This is a genomic window from Gillisia sp. JM1, from assembly GCF_000424645.1.
In the GTDB taxonomy this organism is placed as follows: Bacteria; Bacteroidota; Bacteroidia; order Flavobacteriales; family Flavobacteriaceae; genus Gillisia.
The window spans coordinates 524,133-549,354 of the sequence record NZ_KE384218.1; the positions used below are offsets into that span (position 1 = coordinate 524,133).

Annotated in this window: 21 protein-coding genes and 1 tRNA gene; 12 read left to right on the forward strand and 10 right to left on the reverse strand. The window is 35.9% G+C overall.

The window, feature by feature from the left end:
- The first annotated feature begins 12 nt into the window (after positions 1-12).
- The 4 genes from H033_RS0105635 (at position 13) to H033_RS0105655 (ending at position 3,359) form a co-directional block, all read left to right on the forward strand.
- Positions 13-804 carry an alpha/beta fold hydrolase gene (locus tag H033_RS0105635; protein ID WP_026837415.1) on the forward strand — a complete coding sequence of 264 codons (792 nt, stop codon included), beginning with the start codon at positions 13-15 and terminating at the stop codon, positions 802-804.
- Complete coding sequence (locus tag H033_RS0105640) at positions 801-1,571, forward strand: 3-hydroxybutyrate dehydrogenase (protein ID WP_026837416.1); 771 nt, start codon at positions 801-803, stop codon at positions 1,569-1,571. The genes H033_RS0105635 and H033_RS0105640 overlap by 4 nt, the downstream gene beginning before the upstream one ends.
- Positions 1,572-1,759: 188 nt before the next feature.
- Complete coding sequence (locus H033_RS0105650; RefSeq protein ID WP_026837417.1) at positions 1,760-2,986, forward strand: metallophosphoesterase; 1,227 nt, start codon at positions 1,760-1,762, stop codon at positions 2,984-2,986.
- A 76-nt stretch (positions 2,987-3,062) separates the two neighbouring features.
- On the forward strand, positions 3,063-3,359 hold the full coding sequence (locus H033_RS0105655; protein WP_026837418.1) for a thioredoxin family protein: 297 nt from the start codon (positions 3,063-3,065) through the stop codon (positions 3,357-3,359).
- On the opposite strand, the gene H033_RS0105660 is transcribed toward H033_RS0105655, so the two are convergent.
- A complete protein-coding gene (locus tag H033_RS0105660; protein WP_026837419.1) occupies positions 3,356-3,994 on the reverse strand; it encodes a polysaccharide deacetylase family protein in 639 nt (212 codons plus the stop codon). The genes H033_RS0105655 and H033_RS0105660 overlap by 4 nt on opposite strands.
- A 13-nt stretch (positions 3,995-4,007) precedes the next feature.
- The gene (locus H033_RS0105665) at positions 4,008-7,304 is read right to left on the reverse strand and encodes a DUF2723 domain-containing protein (protein ID WP_026837420.1); all 3,297 of its coding nucleotides are present in this window, start codon (positions 7,302-7,304) and stop codon (positions 4,008-4,010) included.
- Between the two features lie 189 nt (positions 7,305-7,493).
- Here H033_RS0105665 and H033_RS0105670 point away from each other — a divergent pair.
- Positions 7,494-7,566: transfer RNA gene (locus tag H033_RS0105670), tRNA-Gln, on the forward strand.
- 284 nt (positions 7,567-7,850) lie between these two features.
- Here the strand turns inward: H033_RS0105670 and trxA are convergent.
- From trxA to H033_RS0105685, 3 genes are all read right to left on the reverse strand, one after another.
- Positions 7,851-8,183, reverse strand: coding sequence for a thioredoxin (gene trxA / locus H033_RS0105675; protein WP_262489313.1), 333 nt, complete (start codon positions 8,181-8,183; stop codon positions 7,851-7,853).
- A 742-nt stretch (positions 8,184-8,925) separates the two neighbouring features.
- The gene (locus H033_RS0105680; protein WP_026837422.1) at positions 8,926-9,243 is read right to left on the reverse strand and encodes a type II toxin-antitoxin system RelE/ParE family toxin; all 318 of its coding nucleotides are present in this window, start codon (positions 9,241-9,243) and stop codon (positions 8,926-8,928) included.
- A complete protein-coding gene (locus H033_RS0105685; protein ID WP_026837423.1) occupies positions 9,243-9,476 on the reverse strand; it encodes a hypothetical protein in 234 nt (77 codons plus the stop codon). The genes H033_RS0105680 and H033_RS0105685 overlap by 1 nt, the downstream gene beginning before the upstream one ends.
- 204 nt (positions 9,477-9,680) lie before the next feature.
- On the opposite strand from H033_RS0105685, the gene H033_RS0105690 reads away from it, so the two are divergent.
- Entirely contained in the window at positions 9,681-10,070 is a 390-nt protein-coding gene (locus tag H033_RS0105690; protein ID WP_026837424.1) for a hypothetical protein, read from the forward strand.
- A 437-nt stretch (positions 10,071-10,507) separates the two neighbouring features.
- On the opposite strand, the gene H033_RS0105695 is transcribed toward H033_RS0105690, so the two are convergent.
- From H033_RS0105695 to H033_RS0105705, 3 genes are all read right to left on the reverse strand, one after another.
- On the reverse strand, positions 10,508-10,837 hold the full coding sequence (locus H033_RS0105695; protein ID WP_026837425.1) for a hypothetical protein: 330 nt from the start codon (positions 10,835-10,837) through the stop codon (positions 10,508-10,510).
- Positions 10,838-10,952: 115 nt separating this feature from the next.
- Positions 10,953-11,600 carry a metallophosphatase domain-containing protein gene (locus H033_RS0105700; protein ID WP_026837426.1) on the reverse strand — a complete coding sequence of 216 codons (648 nt, stop codon included), beginning with the start codon at positions 11,598-11,600 and terminating at the stop codon, positions 10,953-10,955.
- Between the two features lie 110 nt (positions 11,601-11,710).
- Positions 11,711-11,938 (reverse strand): hypothetical protein, encoded by a 228-nt coding sequence (locus H033_RS0105705; protein ID WP_026837427.1) that lies wholly within the window; start codon positions 11,936-11,938, stop codon positions 11,711-11,713.
- Positions 11,939-12,144: 206 nt separating this feature from the next.
- Here H033_RS0105705 and H033_RS0105710 point away from each other — a divergent pair, with 206 nt between their 5' ends.
- Positions 12,145-13,668: a hypothetical protein gene (locus tag H033_RS0105710; RefSeq protein ID WP_034886132.1), complete on the forward strand. Its 1,524-nt coding sequence runs from the start codon at positions 12,145-12,147 to the stop codon at positions 13,666-13,668.
- On the opposite strand, the gene H033_RS0105715 is transcribed toward H033_RS0105710, so the two are convergent.
- On the reverse strand, positions 13,665-14,495 hold the full coding sequence (locus tag H033_RS0105715; RefSeq protein WP_026837429.1) for a universal stress protein: 831 nt from the start codon (positions 14,493-14,495) through the stop codon (positions 13,665-13,667). The two genes, H033_RS0105710 and H033_RS0105715, sit on opposite strands and share 4 nt — an antisense overlap.
- Positions 14,496-14,651: 156 nt before the next feature.
- On the opposite strand from H033_RS0105715, the gene rimP reads away from it, so the two are divergent.
- From rimP to infB, 3 genes are read left to right on the forward strand one after another with little or no spacing between them, the layout of a single operon-like run.
- A complete protein-coding gene (gene rimP / locus H033_RS0105720) occupies positions 14,652-15,113 on the forward strand; it encodes a ribosome assembly cofactor RimP (RefSeq protein WP_026837430.1) in 462 nt (153 codons plus the stop codon).
- A 12-nt stretch (positions 15,114-15,125) separates the two neighbouring features.
- A complete protein-coding gene (gene nusA, locus H033_RS0105725) occupies positions 15,126-16,355 on the forward strand; it encodes a transcription termination factor NusA (RefSeq protein WP_026837431.1) in 1,230 nt (409 codons plus the stop codon).
- A 57-nt stretch (positions 16,356-16,412) separates the two neighbouring features.
- Positions 16,413-19,334 (forward strand): translation initiation factor IF-2, encoded by a 2,922-nt coding sequence (infB, locus tag H033_RS0105730; protein WP_026837432.1) that lies wholly within the window; start codon positions 16,413-16,415, stop codon positions 19,332-19,334.
- A gap of 781 nt (positions 19,335-20,115) precedes the next feature.
- Here infB and H033_RS0105735 read toward each other — a convergent pair.
- The gene (locus H033_RS0105735) at positions 20,116-20,508 is read right to left on the reverse strand and encodes an SPOR domain-containing protein (RefSeq protein WP_026837433.1); all 393 of its coding nucleotides are present in this window, start codon (positions 20,506-20,508) and stop codon (positions 20,116-20,118) included.
- Positions 20,509-20,744: 236 nt separating this feature from the next.
- Between H033_RS0105735 and H033_RS0105740 the strand changes: the two genes are divergently transcribed.
- Complete coding sequence (locus H033_RS0105740) at positions 20,745-22,082, forward strand: c-type cytochrome (protein ID WP_026837434.1); 1,338 nt, start codon at positions 20,745-20,747, stop codon at positions 22,080-22,082.
- 57 nt (positions 22,083-22,139) lie between these two features.
- A complete protein-coding gene (locus H033_RS0105745; RefSeq protein ID WP_026837435.1) occupies positions 22,140-25,220 on the forward strand; it encodes a TAT-variant-translocated molybdopterin oxidoreductase in 3,081 nt (1,026 codons plus the stop codon).
- The last annotated feature ends 2 nt before the right edge of the window (positions 25,221-25,222 follow it).

Consider the following 25,222-nt stretch of genomic DNA (forward strand, 5'->3'; position numbering starts at 1 on the left):
AAAGCGGTAAAAATGATCAATAAAAAAACTTTATCAAACGGTATTAGTATAGAATATCTAGATCAAGGAGAAGGGGATGTAATGCTTCTTCTCCATGGTTTGGGTTCCACTAAGGCAGATTGGGATTTCCAAAAGAAGGCTTTCTCGGAAGCTTTCAGGGTGATTGCTCCAGATCTTAGAGGGCATGGAAATTCTACTAAACCTGTATCGGAAAAAGAATATGGAATCTCCCATTGTGGGGAGGACATGAAATTGCTTTTACAAACTCTGAATATTGAAAAATGCACAGTGGTTGGTTTTTCAATGGGAGGTGCAATTGCATTCGATATGGCTGTAAAATATCCATCATTATTTCATAAAATAGTGATAGTAAATACAGCACCAGATTTTAATAATCTAGGTGAGTTTGGAGAGCAAATGATTGAAGAAAGGACAAATCTTTTAAAATCTGAAGGAATGCAGGCAATGGCTAAGAAAGTTTCTGAAGGAATGTTTCCAGATGCTGATCAAAGAGAACTTCAACAGATCTTTTATAATAGGGCGAGCAAAAATGAGCTGAAACCCTATTTCAATTCTTTTATAACTTTAATGGAATGGGGATTAGGAGATGAAATCGAAAAAATCACAACTCCGAGTTTAGTGGTCGCTTCAGAATACGATTATACGCCAATAGATTCAAAGGTAAAATATGTTGAAAAAATGAAGAATGCCAAGTTGGAAATCATTAAAAATTCCAGACATGGGGTCACTATGGATCAACCAAAAGAATTCAATAAAGTAATATTAAACTTCATGAACTCATGAAAAAGACAGCGCTAATTACAGGTAGTACTAGTGGAATTGGACTGGCTATAGCTAAAACCTTTGCAGGTAAAGGTTATAATATAATGTTTCATGGTTTAGAGAAGAATGGCGAGGAGATCTCTCTAAAAGTTGGAAAAGAAAACAATATAAAAACGGCTTTTTCCAATGCGAACTTGTTGGAACCCGAAGCGATAAAGCAATTGGTGGAGACCGCTATTTCTAAATTCGGAAGTATAGAGGTTTTAATAAATAATGCTGGAATTCAATATGTATCTCCAGTAGCCGATTTTCCTTTGGAAAAGTGGAACGCCATCATTGCAATCAATTTAAGCTCGGTATTTATTGCTTCGCAGGCCGTGTGGAAATCTATGAAGCAAAATAAGTTTGGAAGGATCATTAATATCTCTTCTGTTCATGGGTTAAGGGCTTCAGAGTTTAAGGCTGCTTATGTTTCTGCAAAACACGGAGTAATAGGTTTGACGAAGGTTCTGGCTTTAGAAGGAGCAGGAGATAATATTACTTGTAACGCTATCTGCCCGGGATATGTAAAAACACCTTTAGTAGAAGGGCAAATTAAAGATCAGGCGAAAGCTCATCATTTATCTGAAGATGAGGTTGTAAAAAATATTATGCTAAAAAAGCAAGCAGTAAAAGAATTTATTCCTGAGGATAAAATAGCTGAATTAGCCGTATTTCTAGCTATGGATAATGCATCATCAATAACCGGTTCTGCCTACACATTAGATGGAGGTTGGACTGCGCAGTAATGTTGAGTGAGTGTTTTAGTTTGGATTATTTTTTAAAGAGCAGGTTCATTTTGGACCTGCTCTTTTGTTTGTATAATTTCTGTAAATGATTTTGAGCGCTGAAACCTGGTTTTGGCGTTAATTTATCTATAAAAGCAAAACTTAAAGCAGTGATTAAAAGTATCTTTGCAAAAAAAATTGAATACCCCATGCGTTGGTTCCTATTTATCTGTTTCTACATATTAGTTGATATTTATGCTTTTCAAGCGGTTAAAACGCTTACCAAACATAATTGGATCCATATCTCTTATATAATTATTTCCTTATTAGTTTTAGGGAATTTTATCTATCAATTTGCACAACCAAACCCCAGTGGAGGTTTTGGAAATGGGAGAGGCTATGCCATGGGATTTGTACTTGCTTTTATGGTGAGTAAAATTCTTCTAAGCGTATTTATGTTTGGTGAAGATATCGTTCGTTTTTTGGTGGCCATCTACGGTAGATTATTTTCTACAAAAGCTTCTTTTGAAATGCCTTCCAGAAGAACTTTTTTGAGTCAGATCGCTTTAGGGATCGCTGTAATTCCTTTTGCTTCCTTGCTCTACGGAATGTACAAAGGAAAATATAATTATAAAGTGCTCAATTATACCTTATATTTTGAAGATTTACCTGATGCCTTCGATGGGTATAGAATAACACAAATTAGTGATATCCATAGTGGTAGTTTCGATAATAAAGAAAAAATAGAATATGCTGTAGACCTTGTTAATGAGCAAAAAGGTGACACAATTTTATTTACCGGAGATCTGGTAAATAATAAGGCGACAGAAATGGATCCGTGGATGGAGACGTTTTCTAAACTCAGCGCAAAAGATGGAGTGTTTTCTGTACTTGGAAATCATGATTACGGCGATTATGTAGAATGGGAAAGTGACCAGGCAAGATTAAACAATGTAGAAGACTTAAAAAAGGTACATTCCAATTTGGGCTGGGACCTTTTGCTTAACGAATATCGATTCCTTGAAAGAAACGGAGAGCGTATTGCTCTAGTTGGAGTAGAGAACTGGGGAGCCGGCGGATTTAAAAAAATGGGTGATCTGGATCTTGCAGGAAAAGGATTGTCTCCAAAGGAGTTTAAAGTCTTAATGAGCCATGATCCTTCATACTGGCAGGAAAAGATAAAAACCGATGGGAATAATTATCATTTAACCTTAAGTGGGCATACCCATGGGATGCAATTTGGTATTGAAATTCCGGGTTGGTTTAAATGGAGTCCGGTGCAATACAGATACGAGAATTGGGCAGGGATCTATGAGGAGTTTGGACGTTATATTAACGTTAACCGTGGCTTTGGATATTTGGCTTACCCGGGAAGGGTAGGAATCTGGCCTGAGATTTCCGTTATAGAACTACGAAAAGGCTCAAAACCTGCATAATTCAAAGAAATTACTATATTTGAGCTTAGTATTAAAATAGGTAGTAAGATCTAATTTAAATTTAGCTTTTAATTTTATGTCAAAATTCGGTGAATTAATAGATTTAAACATTCCGGTTTTATTGGATTTTTATACCGAATGGAATGAAGCTTCAACATCCATGCACCCTGTACTTCGGGATGTTGCTGCAGCTTTGGGAGATAAGGCAAAGATAATTAAAATAGATGTAGATAAGAACCCTCAATTAGCCGAAGCGCTTAGAGTAAAAGGACTTCCTACACTTATGATCTATAAAAGCGGAGAAATGAAATGGAGACAAAATGGCGAGCAAGATGCAAATACGCTGATTGGCCTTTTGAAAGAATATGTTTAAAGCCCTTTAAACTTGAAACCTTTTTTTGAATAATACTCCAGCACTCTTGGTAATACTAATTTCAATTTCTCAGAAGCTTTTTCGCTATCATGAAAAACAACAATACTTCCCGCTTTACTATTTTCAATAATATTATCGTAACATTCTTCCGCAGATATAGTTGCATCGAAATCTGCGCTTAAGGCATCCCACATTACAATTTTATAATCAAGCTGTTGCAATCGTTTTACTTGCGAAGGTTTTATCTTCCCGTAAGGAGGCCTAAAAAGCTTTTGATCATAGTTGTTTTCTGAATACTTCGAAATAACAGCTTCAGCTTTTAGTGTATTTTCAAGATAATTTGAAGTTGATGTTTTCCATCCTTTAATGTGATTATGAGTATGGTTTCCGAACGAATGCCCTTCAGAAATTAGTTGCTGGAATACCTCAGGAAATTTCAAAATATTCTCTCCTACACAGAAAAATGTGGCTTTTGCTTTATAATCATTTAAGACATTTAGTGCCCAAGAAGTGATCTCCGGATGTGGCCCATCATCAAAAGTGAGATAGAGGGTTTTTGTGTCCCGTTGCATATTCCAGACTAGGGAGGGATATAAAAGCCTCCCTAGTCTGGAAATATTATTAAAATAGGCCATTGCTTTTTTGCAATTATTCTATTGTGGTATCTAGATCTTGTAAACTTTGTTCTGTTTGAAATTCGCTTTCTATAGCAGAATCTGTTGGCATTGCTGGGGCTGCACTTTCTTCTTCACTTTCATCATAGAACCTTGGAAACAGTTTTAAATAATTATTGAATTCTTCAGCTTTCTTCCTTGCGAATTCCTGCTCTCCATTTCTAAACAATAGATCTATCAGAGATCTGTATCTCTCCATATCCGTAATGATATTATCAGCAAAGTCATACTGTCGTTCTTCATCCCAACCGCTATAATATTTTAGATTCTCTTGGTATTTAACAGCAATTTTAGTCCAGAGTTCTTTTGCTTTTTCAGGCTCTCCTACTTCAAAATATCCACTTATATACGGTTCTAGAAGCGTATAATAGCCATAATAATCAACTGGCATTTTCTCCATTGCTAGATCAATTATTTCTTTTGCTCTGGCGGTATCATTTTCAATTAAAAGCTGCTCGACTAATCTTCCTAAATTACTTCTATAGGTAATAGAATTCTTTCTGGTTTCTGGATCATGGTAAATATCTGTACTTTCCATATTTCCCCAATCCCAGTTTTTCGCGATCTTATACATTTTGTCTGAATCTACCCGACCCATATTATAAGTGTTTCTAGGATTTAAAGGAGTCTGAATAGGAACCAGTTTATAAGCGACTCCGTCCAACTGAAGATAATCCTTCATCCATAAATAATCGTCGTCACCATAGCTACCACCTGTGAAGTAGATTGGACGTTCCCAATTATTATTTGCAATAATATCCAGCATTAATAACCTGTTCTTATAGATCACATTTCCATTAAGCTCTATAAAGATATTATCTACAATGAGATCTGCATCTTTTTGGGCTACTACTCCATTTTTAAGAACCACATTTTTATTTACGGGTATACGAATGTTTTTGGTAGGGAACGTATTTACCATTTGGCCGCTTTGAAGCTCTCCTCGAGTTCCTGGATTGTCACTGGCAATCCAATTCATCCAATTCTGGATAGCCATGGTGTCTTTAGTAACCTGCTGATAAATCACAAATTCGTTTGTGCCCGCACGGTATTGCTTGTATTCTAATTGAGACGGTATAGGATCACTTTCCCAGGCTTTTCGTTTCATTTGAGAGATATACCAGTCTGTAGCAAAAAGGCTGGTATTAATGATGCGGACATCTTTCCTGTATCCTTCAATTTGCTGGGCATACCAAAGTGCAAAGGTGTCGTTATCTCCAATAGTGAATAAAATAGCATTTTCATCTACAGAATCCAGATACATTTTTGCCATAGCTAGTGCAGAATACCTGTCGGATCTATCATGATCATCCCAATTCTGAGATGCTAAAACTGTTGGCACCGCTAAAAGGCAGGCAGCAATTGCTATTGGAGCAGCAAAAGATGGTTTTAAGTATTTCCTAATCGAATCAAAGATCGCATAGACCCCAAATCCTATCCAGATGGCAAACACATAAAAAGAGCCTACTAAGGCGTAATCTCGTTCTCTCGGCTCAAAGGGGCGTTCATTTAAATAAATCTTTAGGGCGATCCCTGTAAATAGGAAAAACACCATAAGTACCCAAAAGCCTTTTTTGTCTTTTTTAAAATGAAAGAAAAGACCGATAAGTCCTAATATAAAGGGCAGGAAGTAATAGGTGTTTCTCGCCTTATTATTCTTCATGTCTGAAGTGAGATTGTCTTGCGATCCTAATCTCATTTCATCTATAAAATCTATTCCGCTTAACCAATTTCCATTAGTGTCAGAATATTCGCCTTGGATATCGTTTTGTCTTCCTGTAAAATTCCACATGAAATAACGCCAGTACATATAACCAAATTGATATTCGAATAAGTAGCCAAGGTTAGACCCAAAAGAAGGCTTATCAATGTTGAGGTATTCGCTAAACTGCATCAGGAATTGGTGATAATCTTCATTGTCCACTCTTCCTAAAGCAACATTTTTTCTAAATTCAGCAATCGCAGTTAGCAATTGGTCTTCACTCTGATATTCTTCTTTTACAGTAAAATCAAGTGGCCCAGTGAACTGCATATAATTAGCAGCATGCTGCGAACTCCACATTCTTGGGAGCACAGTTTTATGGCTATCGTCTAAGTTCTGCCTTGCGTTTTTATAATCGTTTACAATAACGTATTCACCAAGTTCTCTATCTTTTTCGTAGTTAGGTGCATCATCTAAATAAGGATTATCAGGATCCAGTCCGCTGTACATTTCAGAGAATTGAGGACCATAGAATAAGTGGGTTTCCCCATATTGTTCCCTGTTATAATAGGCCAATAATTCGCGGGCGTTATCTGGGCTGTTCTCATTGATCACTGTATTCGCATTCGCTCTAATTGGGAGCATAGTCCAGCTCGAAAAACCAATCAGAATAAAAAGAATAGAAAGAAGCAATGTGTTAAGTTGAAAATAACTTTTCTTACGGGTATATTGAATTCCGAAATAAAAAACGGCAACAATAGCTAAAAGTGCTATAATAGTTCCTGAGTTAAAAGGGAGCCCGATAGAATTGGTAAAGAAAACTTCAGAGGTAGCAAAGAAGGTGAGCGTGTAAGGTAATAATAGTTTAAAAATAAACATTAAAACAGCCACTACTGCGAGATTGGCAATAATGAAATTCTTAATGGTAATTTTCTTATAGTTCTTGAAATAATATAAAAACCCGATTGCTGGGATGGTAAGAAGACCCATAAAATGGACCCCAAAGGAAAGTCCTACTACAAAAGAGATTAAAATTACCCATCTGTTTCCCCGTGGCTCAAACATGTCTCGTTCCCATAGCAAGCCTAGGTAAAATAAAATAGACATGATACAAGCTGCCATTGCGTATACTTCGGCCTCACCAGCATTAAACCAGAAACTATCTGTAAAAGCGAAAGCTAAAGAACCAACTAGGGCACTCCCTAAAATGGCTATTTTTTTGCTATCGCTTAAGCTTACTACCGGCCCGGTAACTTTTTGAAGTAAAAGTACAATAGACCAAAACATGAAAAGAATTGTGAATGCACTAGCTAAGCCGGACATCATATTTACTAAAAGGGCAATCTGACCAGCTTCTGGCGCGAAAGTGGCGAAAAACGCACCCATCATTTGGTAAAGGGGTGCTCCCGGAGGGTGTCCTACTTCCAGGTTTGCTGCAGTAGCTATATATTCCCCGGCGTCCCAAAAGCTTGCCGTGGGTTCAACGGTTAACCAATACGTAGTAAGAGAAATTACAAATACCAGCCATCCAAGTATTTTGTTCCATTTACCAAAGTTAAAGTCTGTCATATTATGCGCATATTGAGTATGATGAGGCGAATTTAAGAATAATTACAAGAATGCATTTATAACGGGACTTAAAAGCAAATATTTTTTATGGAGTGTAGAAAAACAAAATCGAAAAATAAATTATAAAAAAGATGAAAAATGTTTGTGTAAAATAAAGTTTGTTTTAAATTTGCACCCGTATTGAAATACTGGCCTATGGTGTAACTGGCAACACGTCTGTTTTTGGTACAGAAGAGTCTAGGTTCGAGCCCTAGTAGGCCAACTTCAATAGAAAACCCGAACATTTTTGTTCGGGTTTTTTTGTGTTCAATTTTGTTGGGCGAGATCCCGATAGCAATCGGGACTCCGAGCTTGTCGAGGGGAGCCCTAGTAAGCCAACTTCAATAGAACACCCGACCTTTTTAGTTCGGGTTTTTTTGTTTTATGTATTTGGTGAAAAATAAGTTGAAATTTTTAGGAGCTTGAATAAGTAAGAGAAAACCTTGCTTTCTGAAAAGACTCTTCACTCTTGACTCTCGACTCTCGACTCTTAACTTCACTTTTAATTTAAGAATGCTCTTCTATTATCCTCACAATTTCCTCTTTTGGTACTACTCCAGACTGCCGCCAAAGTAGTTTCCCGTCTTTAAATAGAATTAATGTGGGTACACCTCTTACCTGATATTGGGAAGAAAGTTCCTGATTTTTGTCTACATCTATTTTTACGATCTTCACTTTATCTCCAAGGGAAGACTTCGCATCTTTTAATATTGGAGCCAATGCTTTGCAGGGACCACACCAGTCGGCGTAGAAATCTACCAACACTGGGATTTCTCCTTTTATTATTTCGCTAAAATTACTTTTCATGAGTTGTTTTTTTGTGTAACTAAAATTACAAATTTTAAGAGTGAGGAATAGTTGGGGGAATGTTAAAGTGAAATTTCAGGATCTCCAGTTCTAGACTAGGTTTCCAAATTTCTGTAGAAAAGCATTCGTGAATTCGAGGCAAAATTTAAAATTAAATAGTATAAGGTGTCTATCTTGTCATCCTGACGCAGGAAGGATCTTTATTATATAGTATTCAGTGCTTCCTTGAGATTCTTCGCGCTGCCCTGAATGGCAAGTAATTGCCTTGCTCTTTCTCCTTTTATTGTTAAACCATAAAATTATAAAAGTTTAACAACTCAATAAATCCTATTTACAAACATAGGATGACAAACGAATTTAATTGTCATCTTATCACTATAGCAATCGGGAGGAGAGACCTCAATTTGATTGTCAACCCGACATGAGTGATTATTAGGAGCGATTGAGGGTTCTCAAAGAAGCAATGGTTTATTTTTAATTCAGATTTCTCAGTCGAAAAAAGTCTCCTTCGAAATGACTAACGAATTTAATTGTCATCTTATCACTATAGTGATCGGAAGCAGAGATCTCAATGGAGCAGCGAGTTACATTAACAATCGAGATTTCACTATACTTAAAGATAGAATAGCATTCGTTAATTCGTGGCAAGTTTAAGAGTGATTTCTCGACCCCTCTAGATAAGCAACGTAATTATTGGCTTGGTTGATTTTTACAAGAAGTCTAAAATATCAGTGTTCACTGATTTTTAATGCTGGCAGATTTTGGAAACTTGCTGTTACTCGAATCTTTCTATTTCAGTCGGTTTTTGTCGCGTAGCGAAAACATCTGCAATTTTGATAAATCCATTTTCTTCATCCACTGAATAGATGATTTTGTAATGTTTGAAAAGCAAATATCTATATGTAGTTTTTCTTTCCTTGAGGAGTTCTTCCTTTTGTCCTATAAATGGATCTTTTTCTAATCTATTAGGTTCATTAATTAAACTTTGAACCATTTCTTTTGCAACTCTATTACTAGCATTTTTTTTATAATATTTAAAGATATTGTCGAGCTGTTTCTCTGCAAAATCTGACCAAATTATTTCTAAATTCATTATTGGTATTTAGATAATAATTCTGAAGTTTTTTTAAATCGATTTTTCTCAAAGTCAGATTCAGATTGGTCAATTCGTTTATTTAATTCTTTTTTTGTCATTGGTTTGGATTCTTCTTCAACAACATTTTTTTTCTCTTTTTTAAGTAACTTTTCAAGCCGGGAAATAGCTTCCTCACTTTGTAGCTTTAAAAATTCTTGGATGAATTCTATTTTTCTTGACTGTAAATCCATTTCGACGACCTTTTTATCAAAATTACGAATTCTGATTCAATCCTAAAATTCTTTTATAGACTTCCGATTAGCTTTTGTCAACTTGTTTCCTCAGAGACAAATATCACTAGACCGGAAATTTTAACACTTTAAGACTTGTTTTTAATCTTAATGTTTTGTTAATTTATTTTATTGAAAAATGTACGAACCCTAACATTCAAACATATGACAGCAGTTGCCTACAAATCTTCGATTCTTTCTTCTTATAACAAAATGGATAATGTTCTCTATGAGATCCGGGATGAAAAAGGAATCTCGAAAAACAAGCGATATGAAGCTTGGAAGGAAGAGGTGTTAACGGATCTTTTACAAGCGGGTTTTATAAAGGTGCATAAGGATCTTTATACCATTTCTGAAGAAGGCAGGGAAGTGATTCAACAGGATAGTTTTTTGTATTACAATAGAAGAGCTAAAATAAATAATAGTGCCAGTGTTGATGAAAATTTAGAAGAAAAGCCCGGTCTAATCAGCCATTTTTGGATTCTGCTAATTAGCGGAAGCATTCTAGGTGTCGCCTTGCTTTGGATCTTGATTGCGAACGGTATAGTTTTTTAACCGAATCGGTTTCAAAACTTTGAAAGAGGCTGGTTTGAAGGTAGAACAAACTATAGGAAATAGGAGATGAAATTTTTGAAAATAGTACTTGATCAAAATTACTTATATTTTTTGTTTCAGGGATTCCAAATGAAGCCCGAAACAAAATATTAGTAAACTTATACTACGTATATCCGCAAACAGTACTAAAAGTTAATTTTAATATCCCATAGCCGAATATGTCTTTGCCCCAGCCCTAAAGAGTGGTCATATTCTCAAAATTTTGAATAATTCTAAAATTTTGCTTTCTTTTAGGGTCGGGGGAAACAAAAATTTTTGCGTTTCTAAGTTTAGAATATCCATTAGGACGCAAAGCGGATATGCATACTTATACTATTAACAAAAAGCCCCAACTTAACAGTCGGGGCTTTTTTAAAATTATATAATTAATCTTTTTCCTAAGCTGCACTTACAATATTATAATGAGTAAGTAAATTCTGATAGAAATACAGGCTGTTTTCATCTGTTTTTATACAAGATTGAATAAAACTCCCAAGATCTAAACACTCAAAAGTAATAGGAGTGTATTTGTCTTTTGCTACAGGTAATTGAAGGTCTACGGTTTGTTCTTGGTAGTTAATCTTAACTTTCTTTGCATCAAAATACCTTTTGATTATAGCTTTGTGAAGGCTTTTAAATTTAGAGTTATCTACATCTTGATTGGTGATACTATATGAGATCAAATTTTTAACATCTTCAAGGATTACGTCTGGTGTAAATTTTGGCATATTCAAGTTCATTAATGTTAATAAATGCGTTATTCTGAGATCCAAAGTTACAGTTCACAATGTTAATAAAAACCTAACATCTAGAGGATTAGTAATAAATTAACTTTTAAAGTACTTAAACGGACATATTTGATTGCTGACGATAAATTACCATGATCGGAGGGTTTATATGCCTATAAGATTCGTCTACAGAAGAAGAATTAACGAATAAGGTTTTGAAAGTTTTAACTTTACCATACTCATTATGCACATGCCCAAATATGTGATGAGAGATTTTTAAGCTATTTATTCTATCTTTTAGATTCTTGCAGCCTATCATCATTTTATTGTCCAATTCATCCAAAATACCAAAGGGCGGGATATGGGTAATTAGAATGTTTGTGTCTACAGGGATCTTTTCCCAATGTTCAGAAATTTGCTTTCCTCTATTTTTGCTGAATGCCCAATTGCTATCGTCTGGAATATAAGGCGAACCCCAAAAGTTGATTTTTTCTATCCTAACACCCGAATCCTGTAAATAATGAATATTGTCTGGAATTATTTGATCTAGTTTATGAAATTTCTTTTCTAAGTAAAAATCATGATTTCCGGCAATTAGTATCTTATGCTTATAGGGTGTTGAAGAAAACCATTCCAGAAAATTTGTAGTTTCTTTTTTTGTGCCTGCTTCTGTGAAGTCTCCTGCATGAATAATACAATCCCCTTCAGGAAGTATTAATTCTTCATGCTTATTGTGAGTATCAGATATGCAAATAATCTTCATAAGTACTTGTAAAAAAATCCGATGAAATTAATTTCATCGGATTTTCAAAATTATAGTCCTAATCACTTTCAATCTTAACAACAACTTCGACTATAATTTAATTGTAACTATTATTTTTCAAAATGTTCTTCAGAAACAAAGTTGTCATCTGGAAAAGAGTCTGTATCTGAAGGTAAAATTTTATTTGTAAATTTTGCAATAGCAAATGCCATAATAAAAGCAGTAAAAGCGAAAAATAAAAATTTCATTCCTAAGCTATCTGTCATAACCAAACTGTAAAAGCCAAGAAATATTTCAATGGCTAAAAACACAATCTTTATTGCTAATTTAAATATCATTTTTAAGAGAAGTAATAGTGTTTATAAATTCTAAATTTAATTGTTCAAATATAATACCTTAAGTCGTTCTTTAAATGGAATAATTACAATTTGACTTAAATTTAACTTATAGGCTTTCAGTAGCTTAAAGGATAATAAGTTAAAATAAGCCTAACGGAAATCAAGAAAACTTCTCAGGTTTGTAAATTGGCTTTATAAGTACCTATATGATGGAGAAAAAATATAAGATTTTACTTTATACTTTCATTGGTTTAGCTGTTTTGTTAGGCTTAGTATTCTTTGCTAATAAAATGCTTAAACAAAAAATTAAAGCAGGGATAGAACAAGAGTTAATTAATTCTAATGTAGAATATAAGGACATTAGTGTAGATTTTATTAGTGGTAGTTCTGTGGTCTCTAGTCCTAAATTGAAACTTGGTAGTGCGACAATAAGCTCGGAAGAGCTAAGTGTAATAGACCTGGATTATAAAGAATACTTCTCCAATAATAAAATTGTCTTTGATAGAATTGTATTTAAAAAACCGGAAATTCTAATAACTCAATCTGATACTCTTAAAAACCCGAAGAAGGAAAATTCTAAAAAGGAATTTAAAGAAGATATTAAAATCAGGCATTTAGTAATTCAAGACGGTCACCTAAAGATATCAGAAAACGATACTATAAAGAAGCAGTTATATGTTTCTTTAAAGAATATGGACATCTATGATCTTCATATTACTGAAGCTAGCCTTAAAAATAAAATTCCATTTAATTTTAGAGAGGTTTCAATAAACAGCGATTCCTTATTTTATTCTATAGATCCTGAACACGATCTTCAGGTTAGAGAACTACAGTTGGAGAAAGGCAGCCTCATTATTTCTGATCTAAGAATTATCCCGAAGTACAGCAAGATAGAATTTGATAAAAGGCAAAAAATTGAAAAGGATAGATTTAAGCTGAATATTCCTCATATGAAGATGAAAAATTTTGCATGGGGCTTTAATGGAGATAAGCTTCAGTTGGAAAGTGTGAAAACTTCTTTTGAAAAAGCTGAATTTCATATTTATAGAAATAAACTTTTGCCAGATGACAATTCAATAAAACCTCTTTATAGTAAGAAATTAAGAGAGCTGGAAACTAAATTGAAATTTGATACTATTCATATTTCCAATTCGAGTCTCATTTATGAGGAAATTTCTGTAGCAGGAACACCACCTGGAAAAGTGATGTTTTCTGAAATGGATGTGACAATTGCAAATTTGACCAACTTAAATATGGAAGCAGAAAATTTTCCTGCTACTACCATAAATGCTAATTCAAAGTTTATGGGAGAATCTAATTTTAATTTTAATATGGAATTTGATATTAGAGATCTTGAAGATAAATTCAATTTCTCTGGAAACCTGGCAGGAATATCTGCAGATGCTATGAATTCATTTTTAAGACCAGTGGCAAATATGGAGGTAGAAGGAAAGATATCTTCCATGTTTTTTAATTTCTACGGGAATGATGATAGTGCATTGGGTGACACCCGCTTGCAATATCATGATTTTAAGGTAGAAGTACTTAGAAAGGACGGTGTTAGAAAAAATAAAATCCTCTCTGGTTTGGCTAATTTAATCTTAAAGAATAATACTGCAAATAAAAAAATGAATCAAAAAAACATTTCTGCAACTAGAGATAAAACTAAGTCTTTTTGGAATTTTCTTTGGTTGTGTATTCGTAATGGAGCACTAAAAAGTTTTCTTTAGATCTTAAAAGTAACCACTGGTCTATTTGCATGATTTACCAGATCTTCACTAATGCTTCCATTAAAGAAATGTGCTAATCCCTTTCTGCCGTGAGTGCTAATTCCAATTAATCCTGCATTGATGCTTTTCGCGAAATTAAGCACGCCTTTTTCTACAGTAACGTCATTATATACATTTAGAGAGAGCTCATCTAGATTTTCTCCTTTCACGAAATCTTTTAAACATTCCGAAGACTCAATCGAAGTTTTAAAATTATTAGCAGTGTTTATATATACAAGGTGTAAGTGCGCATTAATTTTTTTTGCAAACTGGATGGCTTTATTAAAGGTGTGTTTATGTTCCAGATCGCAGTCTGTAGCAAAAACAAAGTTATTAATATCAAATTTTTCGTGTTCGTTTTTAATTACCAACACCGGAATGGTGGAATTTCGAACTACTTTTTCGGTATTAGATCCAATAAATACTTCTTTAAGTCCGCTTGCTCCATTGGAGCCCATAACAATAAAATCACAATTATGTTCTTTGCTCACTTCCATGATGCCATCAAATGCTTGATGAAATTCTACAATATCATGAACTTTAATTCCTTCCAAAAAAGGGGAGTCTATTAATTCCCTGAATTTCTTTTTAGCTAATTTCATGAAAAACAGTGCCTCAGGTAGGTTTTGATTACCGGTGCCACTTAAAGGATTTACTAATTGTAGCGGTAATTCTAACATGTGTAAAAGAAATATTTCACCATTAAAACGGTTCGCTAATTCAGCAGCAACTTTTAACGCATTTTCCGCTTTAGCGGAAAAGTCAGTAGGAACGAGAATTCTTTTCATGGTAAAGCTTTAAAAATGATTGTATTATTAAAACTACGAATAAAATTTCATTTACAAAGCTGTTTTAATTTTTCAATAATTTTTATTATATTTGCAGCGTTGAAACGAAAATAAATACAGCGAGGGGACGAAAAGTCCCCTCTTTTTATAAGCATTATGTTGCAGGAGAGAGTAGAAAATTTATTGGAAGAAGCCTTTCACGAAAATAATTCCTTATTTTTAATAGCCTTAAATATCAACGATCAAAATCACATTTCCGTGATAATCGATGGGGATAACGGGGTTACAGTAAGTGATTGTGTTGCTGTGAGCAGAAAAGTTGAAGGAGAGTTAGATGAAGATGAAATAGAGTTTTCATTGGAAGTAGCTTCCGCGGGTGCTACTGAACCTTTGAAATTCTCTAGACAATATAAAAAAAATATTGGAAGAACATTAGCTGTCCAAACAAATTCTAATAAATTTGAAGGGAAATTACAGCAGGTTTCAGAAGATGGAATAAGCATAGAGTGGCAGGCAAGAGAGCCTAAGCCGGTAGGTAAAGGAAAAGTGACCGTAGATAAAGAAGCTACTATAGCGTTTCAAGACATTTTGGAAGCTAAAGTTGTGATAACATTTTAATAATAATTTGATATGGAAAATATCGCTTTAATAGAGTCTTTTTCGGAATTTAAAGACGATAAGCTGATAGATCGAGTAACTTTAATGGCAATTTTGGAAGATGTTTTCAGAAGTGCTTTAAAGAAGAAATATGGTGAAGATGATAACTTTGATATCATTGTAAATCCTGATAAAGGGGATTTAGAGATTTGGAGAAACCGTATTGTGGTGGCAGATGGAGAAGTAGAAGATCCAAATCAGGAAATCTCTCTAGCGCAAGCAAGAAAAATAGAGCCGGATTTTGAAGTTGGCGAAGATGTTTCTGAAGAAGTGAAATTGATGGATCTGGGAAGAAGATCTATTTTGGCATTGCGTCAAAATTTGATCGCTAAGATCCATGAGCATGATAATACAAATATTTATAAGCAGTTTAAAGAACTTGAAGGAGAGATTTATACTGCAGAAGTTCACCATATTCGTCATAGAGCAATAATATTGTTGGATGATGAAGGAAACGAGATCATACTTCCAAAAGACCGTCAGATTCCTTCAGATTTTTTCAGAAAAGGAGAAAACGTTCGTGGAATTATAGAAAGTGTAGAATTAAAAGGTAGTAAGCCACAAATTATAATGTCGCGTACTGCACCGGTTTTCCTAGAGAAATTATTCGAACAGGAAATCCCTGAAGTTTTTGATGGATTGATCACAGTTAAAAAAGTGGTTCGTATTCCAGGTGAAAAAGCGAAGGTTGCTGTAGATTCCTACGATGATAGAATAGATCCTGTTGGAGCATGTGTGGGGATGAAAGGTTCAAGAATTCATAGTATTGTGCGTGAATTGGGTAACGAGAATATAGACGTTATTAATTATACAAGTAACGATCAACTATTTATAACAAGGGCTTTAAGTCCTGCTAAAATTGTTTCTATCAAATTAGATGAAGAGACAAAACGTGCAGAAGTTATCCTTAAACCAGAAGAAGTTTCTAAAGCGATTGGTCGTGGAGGTCACAATATCAGGCTTGCAGGTCAGCTTACTGGCTATGAGATTGATGTGTTTAGAGATGGTGGAGAAGAAGATGTTGAGCTTACAGAATTCTCTGATGAGATAGAAGACTGGGTGATCGCAGAGTTTGCGAAAATTGGTTTAGATACTGCTAAGAGTATTTTGGAACAAGATGTTAACGATCTGGTTAGAAGAACAGATCTTGAAGAAGAGACTGTGCTACAAGTGATCCAGGTTTTAAGAAAGGAATTTGAATAAATATCAATTTTTTTAAATTGAGAATAATAAAATAAGAGGTTAAATTAGAGGCAATTTATGGCTGAAGCAAAAACAATGCGATTAAACAAGGTACTACGTGAATTCAATATTTCGCTAGATCGTGCTGTGGAATTTTTAAATTCCAAAGGACACGAGATAGAGGCACGTCCTACCACCAAAATTTCTGAGGGTATCTACCAAGTCTTAGCTGATCAATTTGAAACAGATAAGAGTAAAAAGGTGCAGTCCAAAGAAGTTGGGGAAGAAAAGCGCAAGGAGAAGGAGGAATTGCGTTTAGCTCGTGAGAAGGAGCTTGACGACAAACGGAAGGATGAAGTTAAGAAGCAAGAGGTTGTAAGTGCTAGAGCTAAATTAGAAGGGCCTAAACAAGTTGGTAAAATCGACTTGGATAAAAAACCTGGTGGAGAGAAGAAAGCTGAAGAGAAAAAGCCAGAAGTTGAAAAGACTGAAGCTAAAACTCCTGAAGTTGAAGCTCCAAAGGCTGAAAAAGCTAAAGAAGCTCCTGTGAAAGAGGAGACGGAGAAGCCTAAAGCTGTTGAGGCTGAAAAGCCTGTTGTGGAAACACCTAAGGCTGAAGCTAAACCTTCTGAAAAAGAAGTGGCTAAAGAGGTTGTGGAAGCGCCAAAAGCTGAAACACCAAAAGCCGAAACACCGAAGGAGGAAGCTCCAAAAGTTGAGACTGAAAAGACTGAGGAAAAAGTTGTCTCAGGAAAAATTGGCGGTGAAGCTGGGCCTTCGAAAGATGGTGCGGAAGGAGAAGCTGAGAAAGATCCTGAATCTGAAACTCATAAAACAAACTACACGAAATTAAACGGTCCCAATTTTACTGGACAAAAAATTGATCTTTCTAAGTTCAAGAAACCAGTTAAAAAGAAGGACGATAAAAAAGCTACAGACGATAAGAATAAGAAGCGTCGTCGTAGAATAAGCAAAGATGTAAAGCCAGGAACTACTACGGCAGCACCTGCTGGAACATTTAGCAAGTCTCGTGCTGGAGGAGGACCTGGAGGAAAAAGACCTGCAAGACCTGCAATGGTCAAGGAAGAACCTAGTGAAGAAGAAGTACAAAAGCAAGTAAGGGAAACCTTAGAAAAACTTCAAGGGAAATCTAGCAAAGGAAAAGGAGCTAAATATAGAAGAGGTAAGCGTGATCAACACCGTCAACGTACAGAAGATGATGCTGCACAACAAGAGTTAGATAGCAAAATCCTTAAAGTAACAGAGTTTGTTACTGTAAGTGAAGTTGCTACGATGATGGATGTGCCGGTTACAAAAATTATCTCTGCATGTATGTCTCTTGGAATGATGGTAACAATGAATCAGCGTTTAGATGCTGAGACCTTATCTATTGTTGCTAGTGAATTTGATTATGAAGTTGAGTTTGTTTCCGCAGATATTGAAGAAGCAGCAGAAGAAGAAAAAGATAAGCTGGAAGATCTTAAACCTAGAGCACCAATCGTTACGGTGATGGGTCACGTAGATCACGGTAAGACATCTTTATTGGATTATATACGTGAAGAAAATGTAATTGCGGGCGAAAGCGGTGGAATTACACAACATATTGGTGCATACGGGGTAGAATTAAGTGGAGGTCAAAAAATGGCATTTTTAGATACTCCAGGTCACGAGGCCTTTACCGCGATGCGTGCTAGGGGTGCACAGGTTACAGATATTGCAATTATCGTAATTGCAGCAGATGATGATGTGATGCCTCAAACAAAAGAAGCGATCTCTCACGCTCAGGCAGCTGGAGTTCCTATTGTTTTTGCAATCAATAAATCTGATTTGCCAGCGGCGAATCCAGAAAAGATAAAAGAGCAATTAGCTCAAATGAATCTTCTGGTAGAAGATTGGGGAGGAAAAATTCAATCTCATGATATTTCTGCTAAAACAGGAGATGGTGTTAAAGAGTTACTTGAAAAAGTCTTGTTGGAAGCAGAGATCTTAGAATTAACTGCTAATCCAGATAAACCAGCAAAAGGTACTGTGGTAGAAGCATTCTTGGATAAAGGAAGAGGATATGTTTCTACAATTCTGGTACAAGATGGATCTTTAAAATTAGGAGATTATGTATTGGCTGGTCGCCACAGTGGTAAGATCAAGGCAATGCAGGATGAACGTGGTAAGGATGTAGCGGTAGCCACACCTTCTACTCCGGTTTCTATCTTAGGATTGGATGGAGCGCCACAGGCAGGTGATAAGTTTAGAGTGATGATGGATGAGCGTGAAGCTAAAGATATCGCTGCAAAACGTACTCAGCTGCAAAGAGAGCAATCTGTTCGTACTCAACGTCACATTACGTTGGATGAAATTGGAAGACGTATTGCTTTAGGTGAATTTAAAGAGATCAATATTATCTTGAAAGGTGATGTGGATGGTTCAGTAGAAGCATTAACAGACAGTTTCCAGAAATTAACTACTGAAGAGATTCAGGTGAATATTATACATAAAGGAGTTGGTCCAATTACAGAAAGTGATGTGTTGTTAGCTTCGGCTTCAGATGCGGTTATAATCGGATTTAATGTTCGTCCTGCAGGAAATGCAAGACAAATTGCAGATAAGGAAGAAATCGATATCAGAACATATTCTATTATCTATGATGCGATCAACGATCTTCGAGATGCGATGGAGGGAATGTTATCTCCAGAGATGAAAGAAGAGATCACAGGTACTGCAGAGGTAAGAGAGTTATTCAAAATATCGAAAATTGGAACCATTGCAGGTTGTATGGTAACAGCTGGTAAGATCTACAGAAACGAAGGTATTAGATTGATTCGTGATGGAGTTGTTGTTCACACAGGTGATCTAATTGCCCTACGTAGATTTAAAGATGATGTAAAAGAAGTTGCCAAAGGATATGATTGTGGTATGCAGATCAAAAACTACAATGATATTCAAGAAGGCGATATAATTGAAGGATATAGAGAGATTGCTGTAAAGAAGAAAATGAAGAAGTAAAAGTAATTTCTTATTAATATAAAAAAGGCTGTTTGGATTTTATCCAGACAGCCTTTTTTTTGTTTTATCCGCTCCTAAATCCTCCCCAGAGGGAAGGACTTTAAAATAACGATAGGTTAAATTATAGCCTACTAACAATAACTAGATTCCTCCTTTCGTCGGAATGACAAAACACGGAAATGTCGTCCTATCTAAGAATCTCATCACAACGAATACTCATAATTTGGGAAGTTATGATAATTAGAATATTAGCTCCCTTCCCTTTAGGAAGGACTTTGAAAAGCGAGGTGTCATTATGAACGAAGAGCAGTGTATTGAAGAATCTCTTTTATGTGACTGTCTACCATGTCGTCCTCTCTAAGAAACTCATCACCCCTGAAACTCCTGATTTGGGAAGTTATGATAATTAGAATATTAGCTCCCTTCCCTTTGGGAAGGGCTGGGGGATGGGATGAGTTGTAACTAGATTCCTCCTTTCGTCGGAATGACAAAATACTGAAATGTCGTCCTATCTAAGAATCTCATCACAACGAATACTAATAATTTGAGAAGTTATGATAATTAAAATATTAGCTCCCTTCCCTTTGGGAAGGACTGGGGATGGGATGAGTTAAAACTAGATTCCTCCTTTCGTCGGAATGACAAAATACGGAGATGTCGTCCTATCTAAGAATCTCATTTCCACGAAGACTCCTAACTTGGGAAGTTATGATAATTAGAATATTAGCTCCCTTCCCTTTGGGAAGGACTGGGGAAGGGATGATGGGTTGGATGGGAACTATTAATCTCGTTGTGGTTTAGGAATAAATGCGGAAGGGAAATCTCCTTTTACCTTCATAAGAGCACGATCTGCTTCTAAACGATTTCTGAAGTTTCCTATCCATACTTTATAGTTAGGAGTTTCGTAAATTATTTGTGAAGGCCATTCAGAATGAAGAGATCTGAATTCCTTGATCACCTCACTAGCTGAATTGTTGTCACCATAGTAAAGCTGGATTTTATAACGATCGCCAAATTTTCCGTCCTTGGTCATTTCTGACTTCATTTCTAGTAAATTAGGGATTTTTGCGTCCTGTTGAATGTTTACTTTCCCTATTTGTGCAACTCCAATTTGTTGGATTCCTAAGAGGAAAAGGCCTATAAAAAAACAATCTTTTATTTTTAATATTCTCATTATAAAATGGTTTGATGTAAAAGTAAAATTAAATAACTGATTGGGGAGTGATTTTATTATTTAGAACTAATATAAATTACGTGTTAACATATATGCAACATTTCTAAAATCGACTTTAAGTGTTACTTTTGTGCCTGAATTTAGGGGTGCGATAAATGTATTTTTTTTAGTAATTATTTATTAGTTATAGTTATAAAATATCGTGCCAAACATAAGACGTTAATTCAACTTACAATATGAAAAAGGTGAAATTCCGCCATTCAACATCCAGATTACTACTATTATCAGTAGTGTTTCTGCTTTCATTTACCAATTATAACTTTGCTCAAGAAGACCAGGCTTCGGCTGGAGATGAGCAGGCTACAGAGGCTGTTGCTGCAGAACCCGGTTCTGGAGATGTGGCGAATGGTAAAGCATTATTCAATTCATTATGTGCTGCATGTCACAAGCCTTATTCTAAGTCTATCGGGCCTGCTCTTAATGGAGTTTCCGACAGGCGTTCTAGAAGTTGGATAGAATCATGGATCTATAATTCAGCTGAAATGATTGCGTCCGGAGATGCACAGGCAGTTGCTATTTATGAAGAATACAACAAAACGGCAATGCCGGCTTTCCCTCTATTAACAGAGGCAGAGATTGGAGATATTCTTGCATACGTAGAGCAGCCAAAGCCAACTGCTCCTCCTGCGCTTGCAGGTGGTGGTGCTACAGATGGAGGCGCTTCGGGTGGTGGAGTTTCGAATAATGTAATTCTAATGATATTGGCATTTGTTCTAGTAATGCTTCTGCTTGTGTTGTTTTTAGTGAACAAGACACTTAGAAATTTTGCTACAGTAAGTGGTGTGGTGCTTCCGGTTAAGGAAAAAAGAAAGCCCTTGTATAAGTCTTTTGTAGAAAATCAATTCTTAGTATTAGTTACCGCAATAATCGTATTGCTTGCTAGTGGATATATGGTTTATGGGTTTTTTATGCAAGTGGGTATAGATCAAGGTTATCAGCCAATCCAACCAATTCATTACTCGCATAGAATCCATGCAGGAGACAACCAGATAGAATGTAAATATTGTCATTCTTCAGCAAGAACATCAAAACATTCAGGAATTCCATCTTTAAATGTTTGTATGAATTGTCATAAATCTATTGGTGAAGTTGCAGAATCTACAGCTACTGAAGAATATTCAAAAGAATTCTACGATAAGGAGATCAAAAAATTATACGAGGCAACGGGATGGGATCCAGCAAATCAGGCCTATACCGGAGAAACTAAACCAGTTAAATGGATTAGAATTCACAACTTACCAGATTTCGCTTATTTCAATCACTCACAGCATGTTACTGTGGCGGGAATAGAATGTCAGAAATGTCACGGTCCCATTCAGGAAATGGAAATTGTTTATCAAGATGCTCCGTTAACTATGGGATGGTGTATTAACTGTCACCGTGAAACCAACGTGAAAATGGCTGGTAATGAATATTACGAAAAGATCCATGAAGAGTTGTCTAAAAAATACGGAGTAGAGGAATTGACTGCTGCTCAGTTAGGTGGTTTGGAATGTGGTAAATGCCACTATTAATAAAAAGTCAGTCCTGAGCAATCGGGTAATTAATTAAGAAGTAATATCTAGATATATATGTCATCAAACAAAAAATACTGGAAAAGTGTTGAAGAGCTAAATGAAAATAGCTCTATTGTTGAGACGATCCAACAAAAAGAGTTTGCAGAAGAAATCCCTACCGATGAATTTTTAGGTGATAAAGATTCTTTAAGTAGTTCTTCTACAACTCGTCGTGATTTCCTTAAATATGTTGGTTTTAGTACGGCAGCTGCTTCTCTAGCAGCATGTGAAGGTCCGGTTATTAAATCCATTCCTTATTTAGTGCAACCAGAAAGAATTGTACCTGGAATAGCAAATTATTATGCAACTACAATTGCAGATGGTTTTGACTTTTCTAGCGTATTGGTGAAAACTCGCGAAGGACGTCCAGTTAAAATTGATAATAATACATTGTCTGCTGGAATGTCTGGTGCAAACGCGAGAGTGAATGCTTCGGTACTTTCATTATATGACAATCAAAGAGTAAAAAGACCAATGGCTAATGGCCAGAATGTGTCTTGGGAAGATTTTGACCAGCAAGTTGGAGATGCGTTAAAAGGGGTGACTGGAGAAGTTGTTCTTTTAACTCAAACTTTTGCTAGTCCTTCTACTTCAAAATTGATCAATGAATTTTCTGATAAATTCGGGAATGTTCGTCACGTTGTGTACGATACGGTTTCTGAAGACGGCGTTTTAACTGCTTTTCAATCTAAATACGGAACCAGAGCATTACCAAATTACGATTTTTCTAAAGTTGGAACTGTTGTATCTGTTGGTGCAGATTTCTTAGGAGATTGGCAAGGTGGTGGTTATGATGCTGGTTATGCAAAGACAAGAATTCCTGAAAACGGAAAAATGTCCCGTCATATTCAGTTTGAGTCTAATATGTCTTTATCTGGAGCAAATGCAGATAAGCGTATTCCTGTTACTCCAGCACAACAACGAGCGGTTTTAGCAGCATTATACGGATATATTGCTGGAGGTTCTTCAAGTAGTGATCTTCCGGGTAAAATAGACGATGCAGTTGTAAAAGCGGCTTCGCAATTAAGAAAAGCGGGTAGTAAAGGGGTTGTTGTTTCTGGACTTCCAGAGGCAGATGCTCAGGCTTTGGTATTAGAGATCAACGAGGCTTTAGGTAGCCAGGTGATGGACACTGCTAATCCTAAAATGACCCGTCAAGGAAATGCTACTGCTGTAGCTAAGTTGGTAGAAGATATGCAGAGTGGAAGCATCGGAGCAATTTTTATAGCAGGGGTGAATCCAGTATATAGCTTACCAAATTCTAAAGAATTTGTAAAAGCATTAAAAGATATTGAAGTTTCTGTTGCTTTCTCTATGAAGGAAGATGAAACTGCTAAATTATGTAAGTTCGTCGCGGCTACGCCTCATTACTTGGAGAGCTGGGGAGATGTTCAATTCACAAAGAATAATTTCAGCTTGATGCAACCTACTATCAGACCATTGTTTGATACTAGACAGTTCCAAGATTGTTTATTGAAATGGAACGGATCTGATAAATCTTATTACGAGTATATCAAGGAAACTTGGAGCTCATTGGGAACAGATGCCTGGAATACTGCCTTGCATGATGGTGTTTTCGAAGGAACTGCTCCTGCTTCAGGTGCAACTGCAGATTCAGAGTTTGTAGGTGGTACAATCAATACAAGTACTGCTGCTCGTAACCTAAGTGCAGCTTCAGAAGCTAAAGGTTTTCAGTTAAGCCTTTATACTAAAGTCTCTTTGGGAGATGGACAACAAGCTAATAACCCATGGCTGCAGGAAATGCCAGATCCTCTTACCAGAGCATCTTGGGATAATTACTTAACAATGTCCAGAGAAGATGCGGATGAACTGGGTCTTATCAATGAGAATGTTGCCAATGGCGCCTTAGATGGTAGCTATGTTAACATTACTATGGATGGTGTAGAAGTAAAAATGGTTCCTGTTCTTATTCAGCCTGGACAAGCAAAAGGATCTGTTGGTCTTGCTTTAGGTTATGGTAAAAAAGAAGGAATTCAAGAAGAAATGCAAGTAGGTGTTAACGCCTACCCATTATATAAAGACTTTAGTTCTCTACAATATATAAATATTGAAAAAGTTGCTGGAGTTCATGAATTTGCATGTGTTCAGTTACAAAACACCCTTATGGGGAGAGGAGATATCATCAAGGAGACTACCTTGGAGATCTTCAATACTAAAGAAAAAAATGCATATAACAAGACTCCGCAGGTTTCCTTAAATCATATTGAAACCGATGTTACTTCTCCAGAAGTAGATATTTGGGAGAGTTTTGACAGGACAATAGGGCATCATTTTAATCTTTCTATAGATCTTAATTCTTGTACTGGATGTGGAGCCTGTGTAATTGCATGTCATTCTGAAAACAACGTACCAGTTGTTGGAAAAGAAGAGATTAGAAAATCTAGAGATATGCACTGGTTGCGTATAGATAGATATTATTCCTCTGAAGATAGTTTTACAGGAGATATTGAAAAGAAAGATGATATTTCTGGTTTAGGAGAATCATTATCTCAGTTAGCCGAAATGGAATCTCCAGCAGATAACCCGCAAGTGGTTTTTCAGCCGGTGATGTGCCAACATTGTAACCATGCACCATGTGAAACTGTATGCCCGGTTGCTGCAACTGTACACGGTCGTCAGGGTCAAAATCAAATGATATATAACAGATGTGTAGGTACAAGATATTGTGCTAACAACTGTCCTTATAAAGTGCGTCGTTTTAACTGGTTTGATTATACTAAGAACGATGAGTTTGATTACCATATGAATAATGACCTTGGTAGAATGGTATTGAATCCAGATGTTACTGTGCGTTCTAGAGGGGTTATGGAAAAATGTTCTATGTGTATTCAAAAAACACAAAAAACGATCCTTGATGCTAAACGTGACGGAAGAGTAATAGAAGATGGTGAATTCCATACAGCTTGTTCTGCAGCATGTGATAAAGGCGCTATGGTCTTTGGAGATGTGAATGATGAGTCAGCGAAGATCGTAAACAAGGTTGAAGATAAGAGAATGTATCACTTATTGGAATCTGTGGGAACTAAGCCAAATGTGATGTATCAAACTAAGGTTAGAAATACTTCAGAAGCTTAAAA

Coding starts and splice junctions, on each gene's coding strand:
- H033_RS0105635 (WP_026837415.1), top strand. CDS start 13: ATGATCAATAAAAAAACTTTATCAAACGGTATTAGTATAGAATATCTA.
- H033_RS0105640 (WP_026837416.1), top strand. CDS start 801: ATGAAAAAGACAGCGCTAATTACAGGTAGTACTAGTGGAATTGGACTG.
- H033_RS0105650 (WP_026837417.1), top strand. CDS start 1,760: ATGCGTTGGTTCCTATTTATCTGTTTCTACATATTAGTTGATATTTAT.
- H033_RS0105655 (WP_026837418.1), top strand. CDS start 3,063: ATGTCAAAATTCGGTGAATTAATAGATTTAAACATTCCGGTTTTATTG.
- H033_RS0105660 (WP_026837419.1), bottom strand. CDS start 3,994: ATGGCCTATTTTAATAATATTTCCAGACTAGGGAGGCTTTTATATCCC.
- H033_RS0105665 (WP_026837420.1), bottom strand. CDS start 7,304: ATGACAGACTTTAACTTTGGTAAATGGAACAAAATACTTGGATGGCTG.
- H033_RS0105680 (WP_026837422.1), bottom strand. CDS start 9,243: ATGAATTTAGAAATAATTTGGTCAGATTTTGCAGAGAAACAGCTCGAC.
- H033_RS0105685 (WP_026837423.1), bottom strand. CDS start 9,476: ATGGATTTACAGTCAAGAAAAATAGAATTCATCCAAGAATTTTTAAAG.
- H033_RS0105690 (WP_026837424.1), top strand. CDS start 9,681: ATGACAGCAGTTGCCTACAAATCTTCGATTCTTTCTTCTTATAACAAA.
- H033_RS0105695 (WP_026837425.1), bottom strand. CDS start 10,837: ATGCCAAAATTTACACCAGACGTAATCCTTGAAGATGTTAAAAATTTG.
- H033_RS0105700 (WP_026837426.1), bottom strand. CDS start 11,600: ATGAAGATTATTTGCATATCTGATACTCACAATAAGCATGAAGAATTA.
- H033_RS0105705 (WP_026837427.1), bottom strand. CDS start 11,938: ATGATATTTAAATTAGCAATAAAGATTGTGTTTTTAGCCATTGAAATA.
- H033_RS0105710 (WP_034886132.1), top strand. CDS start 12,145: ATGATGGAGAAAAAATATAAGATTTTACTTTATACTTTCATTGGTTTA.
- H033_RS0105715 (WP_026837429.1), bottom strand. CDS start 14,495: ATGAAAAGAATTCTCGTTCCTACTGACTTTTCCGCTAAAGCGGAAAAT.
- rimP (WP_026837430.1), top strand. CDS start 14,652: ATGTTGCAGGAGAGAGTAGAAAATTTATTGGAAGAAGCCTTTCACGAA.
- nusA (WP_026837431.1), top strand. CDS start 15,126: ATGGAAAATATCGCTTTAATAGAGTCTTTTTCGGAATTTAAAGACGAT.
- infB (WP_026837432.1), top strand. CDS start 16,413: ATGGCTGAAGCAAAAACAATGCGATTAAACAAGGTACTACGTGAATTC.
- H033_RS0105735 (WP_026837433.1), bottom strand. CDS start 20,508: ATGAGAATATTAAAAATAAAAGATTGTTTTTTTATAGGCCTTTTCCTC.
- H033_RS0105740 (WP_026837434.1), top strand. CDS start 20,745: ATGAAAAAGGTGAAATTCCGCCATTCAACATCCAGATTACTACTATTA.
- H033_RS0105745 (WP_026837435.1), top strand. CDS start 22,140: ATGTCATCAAACAAAAAATACTGGAAAAGTGTTGAAGAGCTAAATGAA.